Source organism: Reyranella sp. (assembly GCF_965279625.1).
Classification (GTDB): domain Bacteria; phylum Pseudomonadota; class Alphaproteobacteria; order Reyranellales; family Reyranellaceae; genus Reyranella.
The window spans coordinates 828,199-846,429 of record NZ_OZ257251.1; the positions used below are offsets into that span (position 1 = coordinate 828,199).

Sequence of the window (18,231 nt, forward strand, 5' to 3'; positions counted from 1 at the left end):
CTCTCCCTCTATCGCGGCTTGTCGCCAGCGAGCGTGATCCGGTGCATCACGCGCCGGAAGCCGTGATAGTCGTTGATCGGATTGTGCATCGCGCAGCGATTGTCCCAGAAGGCCAGCGAGCCGGCTTCCCAGCGGAAGCGGCAGGTGAACTCGGGCCGCGTCTGGTGCTCCCACAGGAAGCGCAGCAGCGGCAGGCTCTCCTTCTCCGTCCAGCCCTTGATGTGCGCCGTATGGGCGTCGGACGTATAGAGCGCCTTGCGGCCGGTTTCCGGATGGGTCCGCACGATCGGATGCTCGGCCGTCATCACCTTGAGCTCGGCGCCCGCCGCCTTCATGCGATCCTCGCGGGTCTTGGTCACGTCGGCCTTGGCCGAGGAACTGACGCCGATCAGCCCGTCGAGCGTCGCCCTCAGCCCGTCCGACAGAGCCTCGTAGGCGAGGTACTGGTTGGCGAACATCGTGTCGCCGCCGAAGGCCGGTACCTCGCGCGCCAGCAGCATGCTGCCCATCGGGGGCACCGGCAGGTAGGTCGTATCGGAATGCCAGATCCCGCCGAAATTGTTTCGCTCGTGCTCGAGCTTCACCACCGGGGTGATCATCTGCGACTCGGGGAGGCCCTTGAGCTGCGGATACTCGACCGGTTCGCCGAACTTCCGCGCAAAGGCGAGCTGCTGGAGCGGCGTCACGGTCTGGTCGCGCAGGAAGATCACGAGATGGTCGAGCAACGCCTTGCGCATCTCGGCCACGACCTCCGCATCGAGATCCTGCGCCATGTCGACGCCGTGGATCTCCGCGCCCAGCGCCCCCGCGATCGGCCTCACTTCGATGTGGCGATAGTTTCGCATGTCTACCTCTTGGCCCAGGAGGGCGTCGTCTTCGCCATGAAGTGCCGGATGCCTTCAGCCGCCTCCGGTTGGCGCAGCAGGCCGACCAGGTTTCCCGCCGCCTCGTCGAGCACGTCCAGATCATCCTTCTTCGCGCAGGAAAGGACCAGCCGCTTGGCCACGGCCAGCGCCTTGGGCTCCATCTTCAGGATGTCATCGAGTAGACCCTGCAGCGTCGCTTCGACCTCGGCGCCAGTCGCGCAGAGATGGCGCCCGACTCCCAGCCGGTACGCCTCGGCGGCGTCGATCACGCGGCCCGTCACGGCGAGGTCGCGCACCGCCCCCTCGCCCATGCGCCGCACCAGGAACGGGACGATCTGCGAGGGGATGAAACCGACCCTGGGTTCGGGAATACCGAAGCGGGCGTCTTCGCGCAGGACCACGACGTCAGAGCAGCAGGCCATGCCGAAGCCCGCCCCGACCGCCGAGCCTTCGACAACGGCGATGGTCGCTTGCGGCAGAGCTTCCAGGGCGAGTAACGCGTTGCCGAACTGACGATAGGTGGGCAGCAGCGGGTCCAAGCCACCCGGCGGCACGGGCGGAAGGTCGGCCATCGTGTCGAGATCGCCGCCGGCGCAGAAGTGCCCGCCCGCCCCGCGCAGCACCAGCACCCGGCAGGCCGGATCGTTTCCGACGCCGACGAAGGCGTCCTCCAGTTCCAGCATCATGCGGTGCGTCAGCGCATTGCGCCGCTGCGGCCGGTTCAGCGTCAGGAACGTGACGGCGCCCTGCCGATCGATCTTGAGGTACTCGTAGTCGGCCATGGGCAAAGTCTTAGCGAGCGACTATCGTGCCAACAAGATGATGCGCATCGCGGTTCCGCTGCTCGCGGCTCTCCTTTTCCTCACGAACGCGGCCCGCGCCGACGACTGGGCCACGGTCCAGACGCCCGCGCCGGGCCCGACCCAGTCGATCGGCTTCTATACCGCCGGATGCCTGCAGGGCGCCCAGGCGCTGCCACTGGAAGGCCCCGGCTACGAGGCGATCCGGGTCAGCCGCAACCGCTACTGGGGCCAGCCTGTCACGATCGAGTTCATCAGGACCCTGTCGGAGAAGATCCGGGCCGCCGGCCAGGCCCATCTCTACATCGGCGACATCGGCCAGCCGCGCGGCGGTCCGGCCCCGTCAGGCCACGCCAGCCACCAGGTCGGGCTCGATGCCGACATCTGGTTCGAGCGCCAGCCCGGGGCGCGGCGCGCGCCGGGCGACCGCGAAAACCCGCGACTGCGTTCGCTGGTGAAGGCCGACGATAGCGGCATCGACGACACGGTCTTCAATGAACAGCATGTATTCCTGCTGAGAACGGCCGCGCAGATGCCGAATCTGGACCGCATGTTCGTCAACAAGTGGATCAAGCAGCGGCTCTGCCAGACGGTCGGGGGCGACCGGTCCTGGCTGCGCAAGCTCGTACCCTGGTACGGGCACGATTCGCACTTCCATGTCCGCCTCTACTGCCCGCCCGGCAACCCTCAGTGCCAGCCCCAAGCCGACTATGCGCAGGATGACGGCTGCGGCGAAGCGCTGGAATCATGGTTTCGCAAGGCGCCGGTCGTTGCGCCAACCACGCCGCCCAAACCCTACCGGCCCAAATTGCCGGCAGCCTGTACAGCGGTGCTGAACGCCCGGTAGCGTCGCCAGATCAGCCGATCCCGCCGCAGCGATTGGCGCGCTGGCGGGCCTGGACGTCGAGCCAGTCGAGACCGCCCACCGTGCCGATGCGGATCCAGTCGACCTGGATCGTGCCGTCGGGCACGCGCTTAACGACATAGCGCGACTCCGCCTGCGGGGCGCTCTGCGGCACATACAGGACCGTCGTCGTGCCGGGCGCCGAAGACGGCTCGATGTTCACGACGAAGCCGCTGGCGGCCGGCGCGGCGAGGCAGGTGACCATCGCGTCATAGGGGACGGTGTAGATGCTGGACCAGGCCGGCACCGGCTTGGGCGGCGTAATGGGCTCGCTGCCCAATTTGTCCACTGTCGAGCACGCTGCGGCGGCGAGCGAAAGAACAACGGGAACCATCACATGCTTGAGCATCACTCACCTCCGGAAACGGCCCTATTCTACTCACCCTGACCGAGGAGTGAACCGGCCCGTCGCGACGAGCGGAAAAACCATTGGAACACCTGGAAGCCGATCACCAGGTAGACGGCCGACAGCCCGAAGGCGAGGGCCAGCATGTCCCAATGGACCGTCTTCTCCAGCATGATCGAGCGCATGCCTTCGAAGATGTAGGCCGGCGGCAATCCCCAGGCGATGACCTGCAGCCAGTGCGGCAGCACGGAGACCGGATAGTACACCCCGCTCACCGGCATCAGCACGAAGACGGCCGCCCACGCGAAGCTCTCCGCACTCTGTCCCACCCGCATGACCAGTCCCGACATGGCGAGCCCGATCGACCAGGAGAACATCTGCAGGATCAGGAAGAAGGCGAGCAACGGCAGGCCCAGCGTGTAGATCGAGTAGCCGAAGAACGCCCAGGCCATCAGCGACACCGGGATCATGCCCAAAAGCGTGCGCAGCAGTGACGCGATGATGATGCCGGTGGCCAGCTCCCAGGAGCGGATCGGGCTGACGAAGAGATGGCCGAGATTGCGCGACCAGATCTCCTCCAGGAAGGCGATCGAGAGCGAGAGGTTGCCGCGCACCACGACCTCCCAGAGCAGCAGTCCCGACAGGAGCACGCCGGCGGCCTGCGCCACGAACGAGGCCTGCGGCAACAGATACTGGGTCATGAAGCCCCACATGACCATCTGCACGGCCGGCCAGTAGATCGAGTCGACCAGACGCATCACCGAGCTGCGCCAGAGATAGATATGGCGCAGCACGAGCGCGTAGATGCGGTTGGCGGAGCCGCTCATGGCTTGGTCCCGTCGGGCTTCAGGGCGTCGAGGCCTCGCGCCCGGCCCCGCGCCATGTCGAGGAACACCTCCTCCATGTCCTCGCGGCCGAACCGATCGAGCAGTTCGCGCGGACTGCCGCGCTCGAACACCTTGCCGGCCTGCAGCAGGATCACGTCGTCGCACAGACGCTCGACCTCGGCCATGTTGTGCGACGCGAGCAGGATCGTGGCGTGGGTTTCGCGCTGGTACGTTTCCAGGTAGCCGCGCACCCAGTCGGCGGTATCCGGGTCGAGCGAGGCGGTCGGCTCGTCGAGCAGCAGCACGTCGGGCCGGTTGATCAGCGCCTTGGCCAGCGCCACGCGCGTCTTCTGGCCGGCCGATAGCTTGCCCGCCGGGCGATCGAGGAAGGCCGAGACCTGCATGTGCTCGGCGATCTCCTCGATGCGGTGCCGCAGGTCCTTCACCCCATAGAGCCGGCCGTAGAACTGCAGGTTCTGGCGCACCGTCAGGCGATGCGGCAGGTCGACATAGGGTGAGGAGAAATTCATCCGCGGCAGCGCCGCGTAGCGCCGCCGCAGCATGTCGATGCCGAGAACCTCGATGCTGCCGGCCGTAGGCTCCAGCAGGCCGAGCAGCATGGCGATGGTGGTCGTCTTGCCCGCGCCGTTGCCGCCGAGCAGTCCCAACACGGCCCCGCGCGGGGCCGAGAAGCTCAGATCGTCGACCGCGACGATCTCGCCATACACCTTGCGCAGGTGCTGGACCGCGATGGAGGGCGATTCTGGCATGCCGGCATCACAACGCCTTGACCGCCGCTTCGATGCGATCGAGACCCTTGCTCAGCCGCTCCGCGCTCGACGCGAAGCACAGGCGGACATTGCCCTGCCCGCCCGGCCCGAACGCCTCGCCGGGTGCCAAGCCTACCTTGTACTGCTTGGCCATCGTCTTGCAGAAGGCCAGCGTGTCGCTGACGCCCTCGACCGAGAAGAAGGCATAGAAGGCCGCATCCGGCCGCGCGATCTTCACCTTCGGCAGGGCGGAGAGACGCTGGAACACCAGTTCGCCACCCGACCGGCAGCGTTCGACCATTTCGCTGACGAAGGCATCGCCCTGCTCCAGCGCCGCCACGGCGCCCTTCTGCAGGAAGGCGGGTACGCCCGACGTGTTGATCTGGACCAGCTTGGCGAATTGGTCGCCCAGCGCCGCCGGATGGGTGAGCCAGCCCAGACGCCAGCCCGTCATCGCCCACGGCTTGGAGAAGCTGTTGAGGACGATGACCGGATCGTCCGGTCCGGCCAGCTCGAGGAAGGACGGCGCCACCTGCCGGCCGTCGGGACGCTTGGTGTAGATCAGGCGGGCATAGACCTCGTCGGCCATGATCCAGACGCCGCGCTTCCTCGCGAATTCAAGCAGCGCCGACTGCTCTTCGGTGGACATCGTCCAGCCGGTGGGATTGCCCGGAGAGTTGACGAAGATCGCACGCGTGCGGTCGTCGACCGTGTCGAAGACCTTCTGCAGGTCGAGCTTCCAGCCGCCGGCCGGCGTCCGGTCGAGCGCCACGTACTTCGGGACACCACCCACCAGCTTTGTCGCCGACGTGATGTTCGGCCAGATCGGCGAGACGATCACGATGTTGTCGCCGGGATCGAGCAGGAGCTGGCAGGTCAGCAGGATGGCCTGCATGCCGCCGGTCGTCACCGTCAGGCGCTCCACCGGGCATTTGATGCGATACAGCCGCTCGGTGTAGGCCGACAGAGCGCTCCGCAGCTCGGGAATGCCGCGCTGCCACGTGTAGAACGTCTCGCCCGCCTGCAGTCCCTTGGCCGCGGCGTTGCGCACGAAATCCGGAGTCACGAGGTCGCTTTCGCCGAACCACAGCGGCACGACGTCCGGGTCCCCGAAAACGGTCATTGCCACTTCGGAAATGGGGGTTTCGGCCAGGCCGGCGGTGGCGCCGCTCAGCGAAGCCGGGAGGCCCGGCGCAACAAATCTGGGGTGGTCCTGCATCCTGCGGACGTACCGCATCGTTCCGAATTGCGCCAGCCATCCGCCTGCACGACAATTGTTGGCGGCCAGGCCCAACCCTACTAATCACAGGAGAAAGCCATGAAGTATCCACCCAGCCTGCTTGCGGCCGCCCTCCTTCTGGCCGGCTGCGTGCACGGCGACAACGTCGAGCGTCTCCAGGCCGGAATGGACCGCGAGCAGGTCCGAGCGGTCATGGGACCGCCCGAAGGATCGACCTATACCCCCGGCAAGGATTGCGCCTACTACACGGTTCTGAGGGACTTCTGGAGCCGCACGCCATGGTCGATGTCCGACCGCTACTACGTCTGCTTCACGGACGGGAAGGTCGAGACCTACGGCAAGGCGGCCCAATCGGCCCAGATGACAGCGCCATAGGCTGGCGCTACGCTACCGTCAGGGAGAGACAATGCATTCACATCAGGATGACGGGCAGATCGCGCAGTGGCTTGGCGATCGCCAGGACAGCCTCTATGCCGACGGGCGCCGCTGCGACGAAATCCAGTATCTGCAGTGCAAGCTGATCCTCAAGCCCGATCGCTTCACCTCGGCCCATGTGTTCAAGGAATTCGCCGCTCTGGTCCAGCGCGCCGCGGCGACCACGGGCGTCGGCTATCAGCACACGCCTAAGTCCCAGCAGCGACCCGAGGTGCGCGAGGTCCTGTTCCTCGATACCGGCGGCTACCACCTCTACAACAACAACTTCATCGTGCGCCGCCGCATCGCCTATCAGGACGGCTTCGCCATCGGCGATCCTGAGATCGTCTTCAAGTATCGCAGCGACAACATGGCGAAGGCCCAGGCCCTCGACGTGCGGCCGCGCATCGACGGCAAGTACAAGATCAAGTTCAAGCTCGAGGTGATGCCGCTCAAGGAGAAGATCGGCGGCATCCGGCGGCTGCTGTCGCACAATGTCGAGTTCGGCCTCAGCCAGGCGCCCCAGGCGGCCCGGATCGTGATGTCGTCGCTTGGCAACATGTCCCTGCCCGAGCTGACGCAGATTTTTCCGACCCTCAGCTCGGTCAATTGCGACGGTCCCAACGACGTCTCCTTGGTGAACCAGACGATCGTCGAAGAGTTGCTGCAGGACATCTGCCTGCTCGACTTCGGCCATCACACCGCGGCGACGGCCAATCTCGGCCTGTGGCGCGCGCGCGGCGACCATCACGCCTTCGTCGGCGAATTCGCCTTCCAGCTCCGGTTCGCGGGCCCCGACGACATCAAGCACAAGTCGCTGAACCTCTGCGAGCGTTTCTTCCTGGAACTCCAGCAGGTCGCGGCCGACTGGCTGACGCTGACCACGACCAAGACCGGTGCGGTGTACCGCCTGAAGGGCAACCCGCCGCAAGCGCACGAATGAGCGTCGCCGAACCCGCCCCGCCCCCGCCCTCGCCCTCGCTCGGGAAGCTCTTCTGGGTTTTCCTGGTGATGGGCGCGACCAGCCTGGGCGGCGGTGTCGTTGCGTACCTTCGGACCGGCCTCGTCGTGCGCCAGCGCTGGCTCGACGACCTCACGTTCGTCGAGCTGCTCTCGATCAGCCAGACCCTGCCCGGCCTCAACGCGACCAACATGTCGATCCTGGTGGGCGACCGCCTGCGCGGCGGCATGGGTGCCCTGGTCGCAACTTTGGGCATGTGCCTGCCCGGTGCCAGCCTCATGATCGCGGCCGGCTATCTCTATGGCGCCGGCGGAGACGGCCCGTGGTCGAAGGCCTTCCTGCATGGCATCGCTGCCGGCGCGGTCGGCCTGATCCTGGTCGTCCTGGTCCAGCTCGGCGCCAAGACGCTGAAGACCTTCGCCGACTATGTGTTCGTCGCCGCTACCGCCGTGGCGGTCGCCTTCTTCAAGGTCCCGGTGCCCTATGCACTGCTCGCGGCGGGATGCATCGCCATCTGGTGGCACCGGCCGCGCGACCGCGACAAGGGCAACCCATGAAGCAGCTCTGGGACCTTGCCGGCGTCTTCGCCTATCTCTCGCTCCTGACCGTGGGCGGCGGCATGGCCGCGTTCCCGGAGATGAAGACGCTCACGGTCGACACCTATCACTGGGTGACTTTTCCGGAGCTGCTGCATTTCTACAGCCTGGGGCAGCTCGCGCCGGGGCCGAACATGATGATGGTGGCGTCGATCGGCGTCACGGTAGCCCATCTCCCCGGCGCCCTCGTTGCGCTGGTCGCGTTCTTTCTGCCGACCGGCTTGCTGACCTTGTTCGTCGGTCGACTGTGGACGCATCTTGCGACCTGGCGTTGGCGGCCTTCGATCCAGACCGGCCTCGGCTCCGTCGCCGTCGGCCTCGTACTGGCCGGCGCGATCATCATGGGACGCGGCGCCATCACCGAGTTCTTCTTCGGCGTGATCGCGCTGGCGGTTTTCCTGCTGCTCTGGCGGACCAAGATCAACCCAGCCTATCCGATCGTGGCCTCGGGCCTGATCGGAATGGCGCTGCATTATCTCAACATTGCGTAGCTAGAGAAGGCTGGCCGTCTCGGCCAGAATTTCCGGCCCTGCCTCGCAGCTATCCCTCGACACGCCGATCGCCACCAGCTTGTCTTCGACTCTCAAACAGCCATTGCGCCATTCGCCGGAGAGCGTCGTCCCGGAAATCGTGACGGTGCCAAAGCCGTTCGGGAGATCGTTCGAGTAGCTACCCTCGAAGCGATCGGTTTCGTTCCACACGTAGCGACCAACCCCTTCACGGCGCCCCTGATGGTAGGTGCCCTCGAAGCGATCGATCGGTTCCCGGTGCTCGGTCCACTGGACGACACCGGTTCCTTCCTTGAGCGCCGCGCGGCACGATCCAGTCCACGTAGCCTTGTCTTGCCTGTCGGGATGCCAGTCCGCCATACGACACCCCACTCCGGGCTCGTAGAGCCAATTTCCGGTTTCACAGGGTGTGTCCCAGCTGATCTGCACGGAATCGGGTTCGTCGCGACCGCAATCGCTCTTGCCGGGTGCGAACGCGAGCTGCTGCGCAACAACAGGAAGGACCGTAAGCATCAAGGCCGAAGAAACAAGAACGGGCAGAATTCTCATCGGAACCTCGACCACTACGCAACCATGTAACTGAAACGCGGCACGGCAATGTCCGTTGCATGCAACGTTGTGGGCCAATCCGCATTACCGATCGAAGTTTCGTAACCGCAGGAGTGTCCCCATGAAGCTCGTCTCATCGCTCGCCGCGGGCCTTGTCCTCTCAGCCACGATGGCCGTTGCTCAGATGCCACCGACCACGGGCACGTCCACCACCCCCGCCGCCCCGCCGGCTGGCATGCCGGGCACTGCCCAGACGGCCACTTCCGCCCGGACTCAGATCGAGGCCAGCGGCTACACCAACATCAAGGACCTCAAGCGCCGCGACGATGGTTCCTGGCAGGCCACCGCCACGAAGAACGACACCGAGGTTGCCGTGTCGGTCGACACGAGCGGAAGTGTCACGCAGATGTCTCGGTAAATTTCGAGATCGGGCAACCTGCTCCAGGCAGGATAGGCATGCTAGGATGAAGCATGTCGATCCTCCTGCTTGGCCTCGCTCTTTTCATTGGCGTCCATTTCTTCACGACCCTCAGGGGTCAGCGGGCCGCAGTAATCGGCCGACTGGGTGAAGGCGGCTACAAGGGACTTTACTCCGTCTTGGCCGCGGCCGGGCTGATCCTGATCGTGATCGGCTTCGGGCAGTATCGGAGTGGCGGATATATCCAGGTCTGGAACCCGCCCTTCCGCGCCTTCCACCCCATCGCCGCGGCTCTCTTGTGGTTTGCCTTCGTCGCCCTCGTGGCGACTTATGCGCCGGCCAGCCGGATCAAGTCGCTCCTGCGCCATCCCATGCTGGTTGCGGTCAAGGCCTGGGCCCTCGCACATCTCCTCGTGAATGGCGACCTGGGCTCCATGCTGGTCTTCGGCAGCCTGCTCGCCTGGGCTGTCTATGACCGCATCGCCGTCAAGCGCCGGGGCGATATGGGTGCCCCGCGCGTCGGCTGGTCGAAGAACGACGTTCTGGTCGTGGTCATCGGCACGGTGGCCTATGCCGCCATGATCTGGCTGCACGACTCGCTGATCGGCGTGGCTGCCGCCTAGTGTTTGTGCCCATGGTAGGCGTGGTGATGGCTTCCGCCGAACCGGTCGATATGTAGCGGCTGCTTGGCCAGCCCCGGACAGAACGTGTTCACCACCTTCTCGAGCTTGTCGTAGAGCGCCTTGGCCGGCTTGCGGCCCCGTTCCAGCCGCTCGCGGGCCTTCTCGGCGAGGCGCGCGAGCTGAGCCATGTCGACGTTCAGCAGCTTGCGATCCTCGAGGATCATGCGACCGGCAACCATCACCGAATGCACGGCCGATCCGTCTTCGGTGTGGACGATCTGGTTGGTCGGATCGTTGAAGGGGATCCAGTTGATGTGGCCCAGATCCAGGAAGACGATGTCGGCCTTGTAGCCGGCCTCCAGCTTTCCGATCTTGTCGCCCAGGCCCAGCGCGCGGGCGCTGCCTGCCGTCGCCGCGTGCAGGACCTCCTCGGTCGTGATCCACTCACGGTTATCGGGCCCCTGCACCTTGGAGACCATCGAGGCCAGCCGCATGTTCTCGTACATGTTCTGATTGTCCGAACAGCTCGCGCCGTCGGTGCCGATGCCGACATTGACCTTGGCATCCAGCATGCCCCGCATATCGGCGATCCCGTTGCCCAGGACCATATTCGAGCCGGGATTGTGCGAGACCGAGGCACCCTTGTCGCCCAGCAGCTTCATGTCGTCGCCGTCGAGCCAGACACCATGCGCCACGGTGAATTTTGGACCGACCAGCCCCAGCGAATCCATGTAGGCGGTGAGCGACGTGCCGTAGAGCCGGTAGCCGGCGACGACCTGCACCTTCGATTCGGAAACGTGGGTGTGCAGGCCGGTGTCGTAGTCCTTGGCGAGCTTCAGGCAGGCCAGCAGGAATTCCTTGCTGCAGTGATGCGGGATGGTCGGCGCCACAGCCAGATGCACGCCCTGCCGGTCGAGCTTCCAGCCATGCAGCGCCTTCTTCATCTGCTTCACGCTCGCCTTGTAGGGCGAGAATTGATAGGCCTCGACCTCCTTCTGCAGCGAGGGCGGTAACTGCTCCATCAGCCCGGGAATGGCCTGAAAGAAGCTGGTGTCCGCCACCATCGGCGCCAGCATGGCGCGCATGCCCACGTCGGCATAGGCCTGCCCGATCGCCGCGAGCCCTTCCGCCGTCGGCATGGGGAACTCCGCCGCGAGATCGTAGGCGGCGGTGCAGCCCTTCATCACCATTTCGCAGGCGCCGATCAGGCTCGACAGGTACTTGTCCTCGAGGGTGCGGGCGCCGCTCATGTAGGGGCCTGCCGTCAGCAACAGCTCCAGGGTCACGCGGTCCACCATGCCCTTGGCCAGGTTGCCATGGCTGTGGGTGTGGCCGTTGATCAGGCCGGGATGGAGCAGCTTGCCTCTGGCGTCGATCACGACGGCGGATTCCGGTGCCGAGACCTTCGATCCGATCTCCACGATCGTATCGCCGTTCACCAGGATATCGGCCTTGGGCGCGACATGGCCCTTGATGTCGACCACGCGGCCGCCGCGGATAACGGTCATCGACTGCTTCGGCGCTTTCGCCATGTCACACTCTCCCCTTGCGCGGCCGGTCAGGCCCCCGGCGTCGTATTGCTGCTCGACCACGGGAAGAACACCCGCTCGGCTGCGACCACGATCTGGAACAGCACGACGCCCATCACCGACAGGATGATAAGCGCCCCGAACGCCACAGGCACCTTGAAGAACGCCGTCGACGTTTGAATGAGGAATCCCAACCCGGCGTCGGCATTGACGAACTCCGCCACGACCGCGCCGACGACGGCGAGCGAGATTGCGACCTTGAGACCGGCGAAGATGAAGGGAATGGCATAGGGCAGCCTGATGCGCAGGAGCTCGCTGAGCTTCGACGCGCGACAGGCCCGGCTGAGCTCGATCAGTTCGGGCGGCACGGACAGCAGCCCGGTCGCGACCGAGATGACCAGCGGAAAGAACGCCACCAGCACGGTGATCACGATGCGCGGCAGTTCGTTGGTGCCGAGGAGCACCACGAGAATGGGCGCCAGCGCCACCTTGGGGATCGACTGCGTCCAGACGAGGAACGGATAGACCGCCGCCGCAATGGCCGGCGAGGCCGTCAGCACGACGGCCAGCGGCAGGCTGATCAGGATCGACACCAGGAAGCCCAGCATGACCGTCTTGAAGGTCGCCATCGTGTGGCCGGCCACGGTGGGCCCGATGGCCATCGTGTCCTTCCAGATATCGCTCGGCGCCGGCAGCAGGTAACCCGGAATCCCGAAGGCGCGACAGGCGCCTTCCCACAGCAGGAACAGGCCGGCGGTGGCGATCAGAGGCACCACCACCTCGTACAGGGCCGCGCTCCTCTTTCGTCGTCGGGGCGGCTTCTGCCGCTCCTCAAGCGGCGGCGCGGCCTGGACTGACATTGCGTGTTCCGAAGATGAGTTGGCGAATGCGGTGGCTTGCCTCGTGGAATTCCGGCGCGGCCTCGGTCTCGAAGCTGCGCGGGCGCGGCAGGCCGATATCGATGATTTCGGCGATCCGGCCGGGCCGCGGCGACATCACGACCACCCGGTCGGCCAGGACGACGGCCTCCGTGATCGAGTGTGTCACGAACAGGACGGTCTTGGGCCGCTCGCTCCAGATGCGCAGCAGCTCCATGGTCATCTCTTCGCGGGTCAGCGCGTCGAGCGCCCCGAACGGCTCGTCCATCAGCAGGATGTCAGGATCGTGCACCAAGGCCCGGCAGATCGCGACCCTCTGCTGCATGCCGCCCGACAGCTCGCGCGGCGACTTGCCCTCGAACCCCGTGAGGCCCACCAGCTTGAGCAGCGCCATCGCCTTGTCGGTGCTGGTCGAGTCGATCCGATGCATCATGCGCAACGGAAACAGTACGTTGTCGAGAACGCTGGCCCAGGGCAGCAAGGTCGGCGCCTGGAAGACGATGCCCGTTTCCGCCCGTGGCTCGGTGATCTCCTCCCCACCGATCGAGGCCCGCCCCGCCGTCGGCAGGATCAACCCGGCCACGATGCGCAACAGTGTGGACTTGCCGCAGCCCGACGGGCCCACCAGGGTGATGAACTCGTTGCGGCCGATTTCCAGCGACACGTCCTGCAGTGCCGTGACCTGATCGCCATCACGGCTGTTGAAGATTCGCGTGACCCGATTGAGCGAGATCACCTCGGGGCCCCTACTTGGTGACTTTGCTCGTGTCGATCGCGGTCTTGTAGTCGAACTCCGGCTTCAGCTCGTTGGCCGTGGCGATGGTCTCCCACGAGAACTTGAGCCGTTCCGGGCTTTCCTTGCCCCAGCCGAACTCCTTGGTGTGGTCGTTGAAGACGAACTTCATCACAGCCTTCACGCTGCCCATGCAGTCGTCCAGCTCGACCTCGGGAAAGCGGGCAACGTGCAGCTTGCAGGCTTCCTCAGGATTGGCCGCGGCCCATTCGAAGGCCTCCTTGGTGGCGGCCAGGAAGCGCGTCACCAGGTCGGGCTTATCCTGGATCATCTTGTCGGTGGTGATGAGGCTCGCCGCGTAGATCTTGAAGCCGACCTCGACGAAGGGAAGCGGCAGGATCTCCTGGCCGGCCTTAAGCGCCGCCTTGTTGATGTAGTAATAATGGATCGAATAGAACGGCGCCGCGTCGATGTTCTTGGCGATGAGCTGGGCCGCCATCGCGGCGCCATCCATGTTCGTCCAGATCAGCTTGTTGGGGTCCGTCCCCGCCTTCTTGGCGACCTCCGGGAAGTAGAAGCGATGGCTGTTACCCGGCGTGATGCCGATCTTCTTGCCTTCCAGCCCCTTGAAATTGGTGATGCCCGAACTCTTCAACACGAAAAGTGAGTGGGGAGATTCGTTGTAGAGCACGGCGATCGTCTTGACCGGCACGTTGGTCCGAGCCCGCGCCGTCATCACCGCGGCAATGTCGGCGACCCCGAAATCGGCCGCGCCCGAGGCCACCTTGGTGACGGTGTCGCCGGAGCCGTAACCGCGGGTGATGGTGATGTCGATGCCGTGCTTGGCGTAGATGCCCTTGCTCCAGGCCCCGTAATACATCGCGTGCTCGCCGGACGGAATCCAGTCGGTCTGGAACCGGACCTTGTCCTGGGCGAGCGCCGGCCCTCCGAACAGGAGCGTCAGGGCAAGTGCGGCCAGTCCTGTGCGTCGGCGAAACGATGATGACTGCATGAGTGCCTCCCCCTGACGTGTCGTGCACCACGAAGGAAGCAATATCGGTGCCACGCCCCTATCGCTAAGCGAGCCAGCCCAGGGTCGCCGCGACCAGGACTGCGTAGCGCGCGGTCTTGCCGATCCCGACCAGCAGGACGAACGGCAGCAAGGGCGTGCGCAACGCGCCGGCCACGACGGTGAGAGCGTCGCCGCCGAAGGGCAGCCAGGCGAGCAACAAGGACCACACGCCCCAGCGGGCGTACCAGCGCTCCACCCGTTCATAATCGCGCGGTTTGACCGGAAACCAGGACCGCTCGCGGAAGCGCACGATAAGGCGCCCCAGCACCCAGTTGACGACCGAACCCAGCGTGTTTCCCACGGACGCTGCGAACAGCAGCGTGCCCCAGTGAGTCGGCTCGGCGACCACAAGGCCGACCAGCACCAACTCGGACTGAAAGGGGAAGATCGTGGCCGCGAGGAATGCGGCGGCAAACAGTCCCGCGTGACTGAGGATCAGAGGGCCGAGGTCCATCGAGACTCTATGTAGCGGATAAGGGGCGTCTTGGCGCAGCCATGGCGAAGGTCGCGCGCAAACCTTTCCGCGTCCTGATGCAACACCTTCGGAGAGCAGGCGTTGATCCCGCACACGCTACGATTTTCGCTGAACCCACTGGAGGAAAACCATGAACAAGACCCTCGTCACCCTCGCCGCGATTGCCATCACCAGTATCGGCGGCGCCGCTTTCGCCCAGACGATGCAGCCGAGCACCCCGGCGGGCCGCGACATGAATTCGATGCCGGGCCAGACCAGCAACCCCAACACGAACCTCCCCGCCACCTCGTCCAACGCGACGGCGGCGGAAGCGGCGGCCAAGTCGCAGCTGGAAGCCAAGGGCTACAATGGCATCAAGTTGCTGACGCGCGATACGGCAGGCAACTGGACCGGCAAGGCCATGCGCAACAACGTCGAGGTCGCCGTGACCCTCGACACAGCGGGTAACGTCCGCGAACAGTAGACGCCACGCTCTACTGGCATGCGGATTGGCGGGGTGCCCTCCCCTCGTAGGGCGCCCCGTTCGCATGCCGCTGTCCTGCCAGATTCGCGAGTGGCGGGACGGGCTGATGACGTTAGGATGCGGCCTGTCTTCATATAACGACAAGGGAAGAAGCCGCATGCGCACAGTCAAGGACGTCACCTTCGACCTGCTCCGCAAGCTCGGCCTGACGACAGTGGTGGGCAATCCCGGCTCCACCGAAGAAACCTTCCTCAAGAACTTTCCCGAAGATTTCGATTATGTGATGGCCCTCCAGGAAGCGAGTGTCGTCGGCATTGCTGACGGAATCGCCCAAGGCCTGCGCAAGCCGGTGATCGTCAACGTCCATACCGGGGCCGGCATGGGCAATGCGCTGGGCTGCATCGTCACGGCCTACCAGAACAAGACGCCCTTGATCATTACCGCCGGCCAGCAAACGCGCGAGATGCTGCTGCTCGAACCGCTCCTCACAAACATCGACGCCGTAAACCTGCCGCGGCCATGGGTGAAGTGGGCCTACGAGCCGGCGCGCGCGGAAGATATCCCCGGCGCCTTCATGCGGGCCTATGCGACGGCGATGCAGCAGCCGGCCGGTCCTGTTTTCCTGTCCCTGCCGCTCGACGACTGGGACAAGCCCATGCCGGAGATCGACGCCTTCCGCACGATCGGCACGCGTATGGGACCCGATCCCGCCCGGGTCGAGGAATTCGCGGAGCGCATCAACGCCGCCCGATCGCCCGTCATCGTCTACGGATCGGATTTGGCCCGCAGCCAGGCCTGGAACGAGGGCATCCGGTTCGCCGAAACACTGGGCGTGCCGGTCTGGACGGCGCCTTTCGCCGAACGGACGCCCTTCCCGGAGAACCATGTTCAGCATGCCGGCGCCCTGCCCGCGGCAATCGGGCCGCTAGGCAAGAAATTCGCCGGTCACGATCTGGTGATCGTGATCGGTGCGCCGGTGTTCCGCTATTACCCGTATGTCGGCGGCGACTACGTGCCCGACGGTACGCAGCTGCTACAGGTGACCGACGATCCGAACATGTCGTCCAAGGCTCCGGTCGGCGACAGCCTGGTGTCGGACGCGCGGCTGTTCCTGGAGGCGATCCAGCCGCTGGTGAAGAAGCGCACCGCGTCTGTGACCGCGCCGTTGCGGGCCGCGCCGAAGAAGCCCGACATGAACGCCCAACCGCTGGCGGGCGACGCGATCATGGCCGCCGTCCGCGACGCCTGCCCCGCCGACTATGTGCTGGTCGAGGAGGCCCCCTCGGTCGTTCCCGAGATGCAGGACCAGTTCCGCATCGACAAGCCCGATTGCTTCTACACCTTCGCGTCAGGCGGGCTGGGTTGGGACATGCCGGCTGCGGTCGGCCTCGCGCTGGCGGAACGCAGCAGCGGCCGCAACCGCCCCGTCATCGCCCTGATGGGCGATGGCTCCTTCCAGTACTCGGTCCAGGCGCTGTACACGGCCGTGCAACAGAAGGCGCACGTCGTTTTCGTCGTCCTGCAGAACCATGAGTACGCGATCCTCAAATCCTTCGCCGAACTCGAGGAGACGCCGAACGTGCCGGGCCTCGACCTGCCGGGCATCGATCTCGAGGCGCTGGCGAAGGGCTACGGCGCACCCGCGAAGCTGGCCAAGACCGGCGCGGAGGTTACGGCGGCCGTGGCCGAAGCCCTCGCCCGTCCTGGCGCCAGCGTGGTCGTCGTGCCGCTCACGCGGAAGCGTCACTCGTTGCTCTGAGAGCGACCCGTCAGTCGGTGGACGGCGCGCGATCGACCATAGGCAAAGTAGATGATCAGTCCGATCGCGATCCACACGACGAGCCGCGCCCAAGTCAAAGGCGCCAGTCCGGCCATCAGACCAAGACAGGACAGGATGCCCAGCAACGGCACCAACGGCACGGCCGGCACCCGGAAGGGCCGGAGGGCGTGCGGCTCCAGATGACGAAGCCGCACCACTGACGCGCAGACCATCAGGAACGAGAACAGCGTACCGACGCCAACCAGCTCGCTCAGCGTCTCGATCGGCGCCACGGCGGCGATCGCCGCGACGATCACGCCGATCAGGATCTGGCTCATCCAGGGCGTCTCGAGCCGCGGATGGATGCGGCTGAACACCGGCGGCATCAGCCCGTCATTCGCCATGGTCGCGAAGATGCGACATTGCCCATAAAGCAGAACGAGGATCGCCGTCGTGATTCCGATCAGCGCCCCGAGCTGGATCAGGGCCGCGAACCAGCCGATACCCAAGCGATTCGCCGCCAGCCCGACCGGCGCCGCCACGTTCAATTCGGGGTAAGGCACGACGCCGACGAGCACCCCCGCCACCAGGATATAGAGGACCGTCGAGATCACGAGCGCGCCCAGGATGCCGATCGGCATGTCACGCTGCGGTCGCCTTGCCTCCTGCGCACAATTGGAGACGGCGTCGAAGCCGATATAGGTGAAGAACACGACCGAGGCGCCGTGCAGGACACCGCTCCATCCGAAGGTTCCGAAGGTCCCCGTGTTCGCTGGCACGAACGGCTTCCAGTTGGCGACCGAGACATGGCTGATCCCGAAGCCTATGAAGGCCAGGATGACGACCAGCTTGATCGCGACCATGAGATTGTTGATGCGCGCCGACTCGCGTGTGCCCCGCACCAGAAGAAGGGTCAGCAGCGCCACGATCGCCGCGGCCGGCAGATTGGCGATAGCGGTCGCCGTCGTGCCGTCGGCGAGCTGGACGACCTGCCCGGTCGAAGTCGACAGCCGGGGCGGGATGGCGAGACCGACGGAGGCCAGGGTTCCGTTGAAATAGCCCGACCATCCGACGGCCACCGCCGCCGCGCCGATCGAATATTCGAGAATGAGGTTCCAGCCGACCAGCCAGGCCGCGAGCTGGCCCAGGCTCACATAGGTGTAGGTATAGGTGCTGCCTGAAACCGGCATCAGCGCCGCCAGCTCGGCGTAGCAGAGCGCGACGAAGGCGCAGGCGATGCCGGCCAGCACGAAGGACAGGACCACGGCAGGCCCGGCATAGAGGGCCGCCGCCGTACCGGTCAGGACGAAGATGCCGGCGCCGATGATGGCGCCGATGCCCATGAAGACGATACTGATGGGGCCCAGAACCTTGGGCAAAGAGGCAACATGGCTGGCCGGTGCCATGATATCGGAAAGCAACTTACGCGACGCGGCGCCCGTGAATTTCATGCGTATCCCCCGCCCTTCTCATAGCAAGAGCCGGCTGGACAACCCATA

22 protein-coding genes are annotated in these 18,231 nt (G+C 65.4%); 9 read left to right on the plus strand and 13 right to left on the minus strand.

Features of this window, described 5'->3' with window-relative positions; genetic code table 11:
• Positions 1-8 precede the first annotated feature (8 nt).
• Together ACQY78_RS03935 and ACQY78_RS03940 are read right to left on the minus strand one after the other, a co-directional pair.
• Complete coding sequence (locus tag ACQY78_RS03935) at positions 9-845, minus strand: TauD/TfdA dioxygenase family protein (RefSeq protein ID WP_428682945.1); 837 nt, start codon at positions 843-845, stop codon at positions 9-11.
• A 2-nt stretch (positions 846-847) separates the two neighbouring features.
• On the minus strand, positions 848-1,648 hold the full coding sequence (locus tag ACQY78_RS03940) for an enoyl-CoA hydratase/isomerase family protein (RefSeq protein ID WP_428682947.1): 801 nt from the start codon (positions 1,646-1,648) through the stop codon (positions 848-850).
• On the opposite strand from ACQY78_RS03940, the gene mepA reads away from it, so the two are divergent.
• Entirely contained in the window at positions 1,647-2,513 is an 867-nt protein-coding gene (gene mepA / locus ACQY78_RS03945) for a penicillin-insensitive murein endopeptidase (protein WP_428682949.1), read from the plus strand. The genes ACQY78_RS03940 and mepA overlap by 2 nt on opposite strands.
• Positions 2,514-2,523: 10 nt before the next feature.
• Here mepA and ACQY78_RS03950 read toward each other — a convergent pair whose 3' ends face one another.
• Genes ACQY78_RS03950 through ACQY78_RS03965 form a run of 4 tightly spaced genes read right to left on the minus strand, consistent with a single transcriptional unit; the run spans position 2,524 to position 5,636 of the window.
• A complete protein-coding gene (locus tag ACQY78_RS03950) occupies positions 2,524-2,919 on the minus strand; it encodes a hypothetical protein (RefSeq protein WP_428682951.1) in 396 nt (131 codons plus the stop codon).
• A gap of 26 nt (positions 2,920-2,945) precedes the next feature.
• On the minus strand, positions 2,946-3,743 hold the full coding sequence (locus ACQY78_RS03955) for an ABC transporter permease (protein WP_425065678.1): 798 nt from the start codon (positions 3,741-3,743) through the stop codon (positions 2,946-2,948).
• A complete protein-coding gene (locus ACQY78_RS03960; RefSeq protein WP_428682953.1) occupies positions 3,740-4,513 on the minus strand; it encodes an ABC transporter ATP-binding protein in 774 nt (257 codons plus the stop codon). Before ACQY78_RS03960 ends, ACQY78_RS03955 begins: the two co-directional genes overlap by 4 nt.
• A 7-nt stretch (positions 4,514-4,520) precedes the next feature.
• Positions 4,521-5,636, minus strand: a complete 1,116-nt coding sequence (locus ACQY78_RS03965) for a pyridoxal phosphate-dependent aminotransferase (RefSeq protein ID WP_428682955.1) — start codon at positions 5,634-5,636, stop codon at positions 4,521-4,523.
• Between the two features lie 195 nt (positions 5,637-5,831).
• Between ACQY78_RS03965 and bamE the strand changes: the two genes are divergently transcribed.
• Genes bamE through ACQY78_RS03985 form a run of 4 tightly spaced genes read left to right on the plus strand, consistent with a single transcriptional unit; the run spans position 5,832 to position 8,215 of the window.
• On the plus strand, positions 5,832-6,128 hold the full coding sequence (gene bamE / locus ACQY78_RS03970; RefSeq protein WP_428682957.1) for an outer membrane protein assembly factor BamE domain-containing protein: 297 nt from the start codon (positions 5,832-5,834) through the stop codon (positions 6,126-6,128).
• A 31-nt stretch (positions 6,129-6,159) separates the two neighbouring features.
• A complete protein-coding gene (locus ACQY78_RS03975; RefSeq protein WP_428682959.1) occupies positions 6,160-7,110 on the plus strand; it encodes a hypothetical protein in 951 nt (316 codons plus the stop codon).
• Positions 7,107-7,685, plus strand: coding sequence for a chromate transporter (locus ACQY78_RS03980; RefSeq protein ID WP_428682961.1), 579 nt, complete (start codon positions 7,107-7,109; stop codon positions 7,683-7,685). The genes ACQY78_RS03975 and ACQY78_RS03980 overlap by 4 nt, the downstream gene beginning before the upstream one ends.
• Complete coding sequence (locus ACQY78_RS03985; RefSeq protein ID WP_428682963.1) at positions 7,682-8,215, plus strand: chromate transporter; 534 nt, start codon at positions 7,682-7,684, stop codon at positions 8,213-8,215. The genes ACQY78_RS03980 and ACQY78_RS03985 overlap by 4 nt, the downstream gene beginning before the upstream one ends.
• On the opposite strand, the gene ACQY78_RS03990 is transcribed toward ACQY78_RS03985, so the two are convergent.
• Positions 8,216-8,782 carry a hypothetical protein gene (locus ACQY78_RS03990; protein ID WP_428682965.1) on the minus strand — a complete coding sequence of 189 codons (567 nt, stop codon included), beginning with the start codon at positions 8,780-8,782 and terminating at the stop codon, positions 8,216-8,218.
• Between the two features lie 121 nt (positions 8,783-8,903).
• Here ACQY78_RS03990 and ACQY78_RS03995 point away from each other — a divergent pair, with 121 nt between their 5' ends.
• Both ACQY78_RS03995 and ACQY78_RS04000 read left to right on the plus strand, forming a co-directional pair.
• A complete protein-coding gene (locus ACQY78_RS03995) occupies positions 8,904-9,200 on the plus strand; it encodes a PepSY domain-containing protein (protein ID WP_428682967.1) in 297 nt (98 codons plus the stop codon).
• Positions 9,201-9,253: 53 nt separating this feature from the next.
• A complete protein-coding gene (locus tag ACQY78_RS04000; RefSeq protein WP_428682969.1) occupies positions 9,254-9,823 on the plus strand; it encodes an NnrU family protein in 570 nt (189 codons plus the stop codon).
• On the opposite strand, the gene ACQY78_RS04005 is transcribed toward ACQY78_RS04000, so the two are convergent.
• The 5 genes from ACQY78_RS04005 to ACQY78_RS04025 all read right to left on the minus strand — a co-directional run bounded on the left by ACQY78_RS04005 (position 9,820) and on the right by ACQY78_RS04025 (position 14,489).
• Positions 9,820-11,355: an amidohydrolase family protein gene (locus ACQY78_RS04005; protein ID WP_428682971.1), complete on the minus strand. Its 1,536-nt coding sequence runs from the start codon at positions 11,353-11,355 to the stop codon at positions 9,820-9,822. The two genes, ACQY78_RS04000 and ACQY78_RS04005, sit on opposite strands and share 4 nt — an antisense overlap.
• 26 nt (positions 11,356-11,381) lie before the next feature.
• The gene (locus ACQY78_RS04010; RefSeq protein ID WP_428682973.1) at positions 11,382-12,212 is read right to left on the minus strand and encodes an ABC transporter permease; all 831 of its coding nucleotides are present in this window, start codon (positions 12,210-12,212) and stop codon (positions 11,382-11,384) included.
• Complete coding sequence (locus ACQY78_RS04015; RefSeq protein ID WP_428682975.1) at positions 12,184-12,966, minus strand: ABC transporter ATP-binding protein; 783 nt, start codon at positions 12,964-12,966, stop codon at positions 12,184-12,186. Before ACQY78_RS04015 ends, ACQY78_RS04010 begins: the two co-directional genes overlap by 29 nt.
• Positions 12,967-12,976: 10 nt before the next feature.
• Entirely contained in the window at positions 12,977-13,975 is a 999-nt protein-coding gene (locus ACQY78_RS04020) for an ABC transporter substrate-binding protein (RefSeq protein WP_428682977.1), read from the minus strand.
• 64 nt (positions 13,976-14,039) lie between these two features.
• Positions 14,040-14,489 (minus strand): YqaA family protein, encoded by a 450-nt coding sequence (locus ACQY78_RS04025; protein WP_428682979.1) that lies wholly within the window; start codon positions 14,487-14,489, stop codon positions 14,040-14,042.
• 151 nt (positions 14,490-14,640) lie between these two features.
• On the opposite strand from ACQY78_RS04025, the gene ACQY78_RS04030 reads away from it, so the two are divergent.
• Both ACQY78_RS04030 and mdlC read left to right on the plus strand, forming a co-directional pair.
• A complete protein-coding gene (locus tag ACQY78_RS04030) occupies positions 14,641-14,973 on the plus strand; it encodes a hypothetical protein (RefSeq protein WP_428682981.1) in 333 nt (110 codons plus the stop codon).
• A gap of 157 nt (positions 14,974-15,130) precedes the next feature.
• Complete coding sequence (gene mdlC / locus ACQY78_RS04035; RefSeq protein ID WP_428682983.1) at positions 15,131-16,732, plus strand: benzoylformate decarboxylase; 1,602 nt, start codon at positions 15,131-15,133, stop codon at positions 16,730-16,732.
• On the opposite strand, the gene ACQY78_RS04040 is transcribed toward mdlC, so the two are convergent.
• Positions 16,717-18,183 (minus strand): amino acid permease, encoded by a 1,467-nt coding sequence (locus ACQY78_RS04040; RefSeq protein ID WP_428682985.1) that lies wholly within the window; start codon positions 18,181-18,183, stop codon positions 16,717-16,719. The genes mdlC and ACQY78_RS04040 overlap by 16 nt on opposite strands.
• Positions 18,184-18,231: the final 48 nt, after the last annotated feature.

Coding starts and splice junctions, on each gene's coding strand:
- ACQY78_RS03935 (WP_428682945.1), bottom strand. CDS start 845: ATGCGAAACTATCGCCACATCGAAGTGAGGCCGATCGCGGGGGCGCTG.
- mepA (WP_428682949.1), top strand. CDS start 1,647: ATGGGCAAAGTCTTAGCGAGCGACTATCGTGCCAACAAGATGATGCGC.
- ACQY78_RS03940 (WP_428682947.1), bottom strand. CDS start 1,648: ATGGCCGACTACGAGTACCTCAAGATCGATCGGCAGGGCGCCGTCACG.
- ACQY78_RS03950 (WP_428682951.1), bottom strand. CDS start 2,919: ATGCTCAAGCATGTGATGGTTCCCGTTGTTCTTTCGCTCGCCGCCGCA.
- ACQY78_RS03955 (WP_425065678.1), bottom strand. CDS start 3,743: ATGAGCGGCTCCGCCAACCGCATCTACGCGCTCGTGCTGCGCCATATC.
- ACQY78_RS03960 (WP_428682953.1), bottom strand. CDS start 4,513: ATGCCAGAATCGCCCTCCATCGCGGTCCAGCACCTGCGCAAGGTGTAT.
- ACQY78_RS03965 (WP_428682955.1), bottom strand. CDS start 5,636: ATGACCGTTTTCGGGGACCCGGACGTCGTGCCGCTGTGGTTCGGCGAA.
- bamE (WP_428682957.1), top strand. CDS start 5,832: ATGAAGTATCCACCCAGCCTGCTTGCGGCCGCCCTCCTTCTGGCCGGC.
- ACQY78_RS03975 (WP_428682959.1), top strand. CDS start 6,160: ATGCATTCACATCAGGATGACGGGCAGATCGCGCAGTGGCTTGGCGAT.
- ACQY78_RS03980 (WP_428682961.1), top strand. CDS start 7,107: ATGAGCGTCGCCGAACCCGCCCCGCCCCCGCCCTCGCCCTCGCTCGGG.
- ACQY78_RS03985 (WP_428682963.1), top strand. CDS start 7,682: ATGAAGCAGCTCTGGGACCTTGCCGGCGTCTTCGCCTATCTCTCGCTC.
- ACQY78_RS03990 (WP_428682965.1), bottom strand. CDS start 8,782: ATGAGAATTCTGCCCGTTCTTGTTTCTTCGGCCTTGATGCTTACGGTC.
- ACQY78_RS03995 (WP_428682967.1), top strand. CDS start 8,904: ATGAAGCTCGTCTCATCGCTCGCCGCGGGCCTTGTCCTCTCAGCCACG.
- ACQY78_RS04000 (WP_428682969.1), top strand. CDS start 9,254: ATGTCGATCCTCCTGCTTGGCCTCGCTCTTTTCATTGGCGTCCATTTC.
- ACQY78_RS04005 (WP_428682971.1), bottom strand. CDS start 11,355: ATGGCGAAAGCGCCGAAGCAGTCGATGACCGTTATCCGCGGCGGCCGC.
- ACQY78_RS04010 (WP_428682973.1), bottom strand. CDS start 12,212: ATGTCAGTCCAGGCCGCGCCGCCGCTTGAGGAGCGGCAGAAGCCGCCC.
- ACQY78_RS04020 (WP_428682977.1), bottom strand. CDS start 13,975: ATGCAGTCATCATCGTTTCGCCGACGCACAGGACTGGCCGCACTTGCC.
- ACQY78_RS04025 (WP_428682979.1), bottom strand. CDS start 14,489: ATGGACCTCGGCCCTCTGATCCTCAGTCACGCGGGACTGTTTGCCGCC.
- ACQY78_RS04030 (WP_428682981.1), top strand. CDS start 14,641: ATGAACAAGACCCTCGTCACCCTCGCCGCGATTGCCATCACCAGTATC.
- mdlC (WP_428682983.1), top strand. CDS start 15,131: ATGCGCACAGTCAAGGACGTCACCTTCGACCTGCTCCGCAAGCTCGGC.
- ACQY78_RS04040 (WP_428682985.1), bottom strand. CDS start 18,183: ATGAAATTCACGGGCGCCGCGTCGCGTAAGTTGCTTTCCGATATCATG.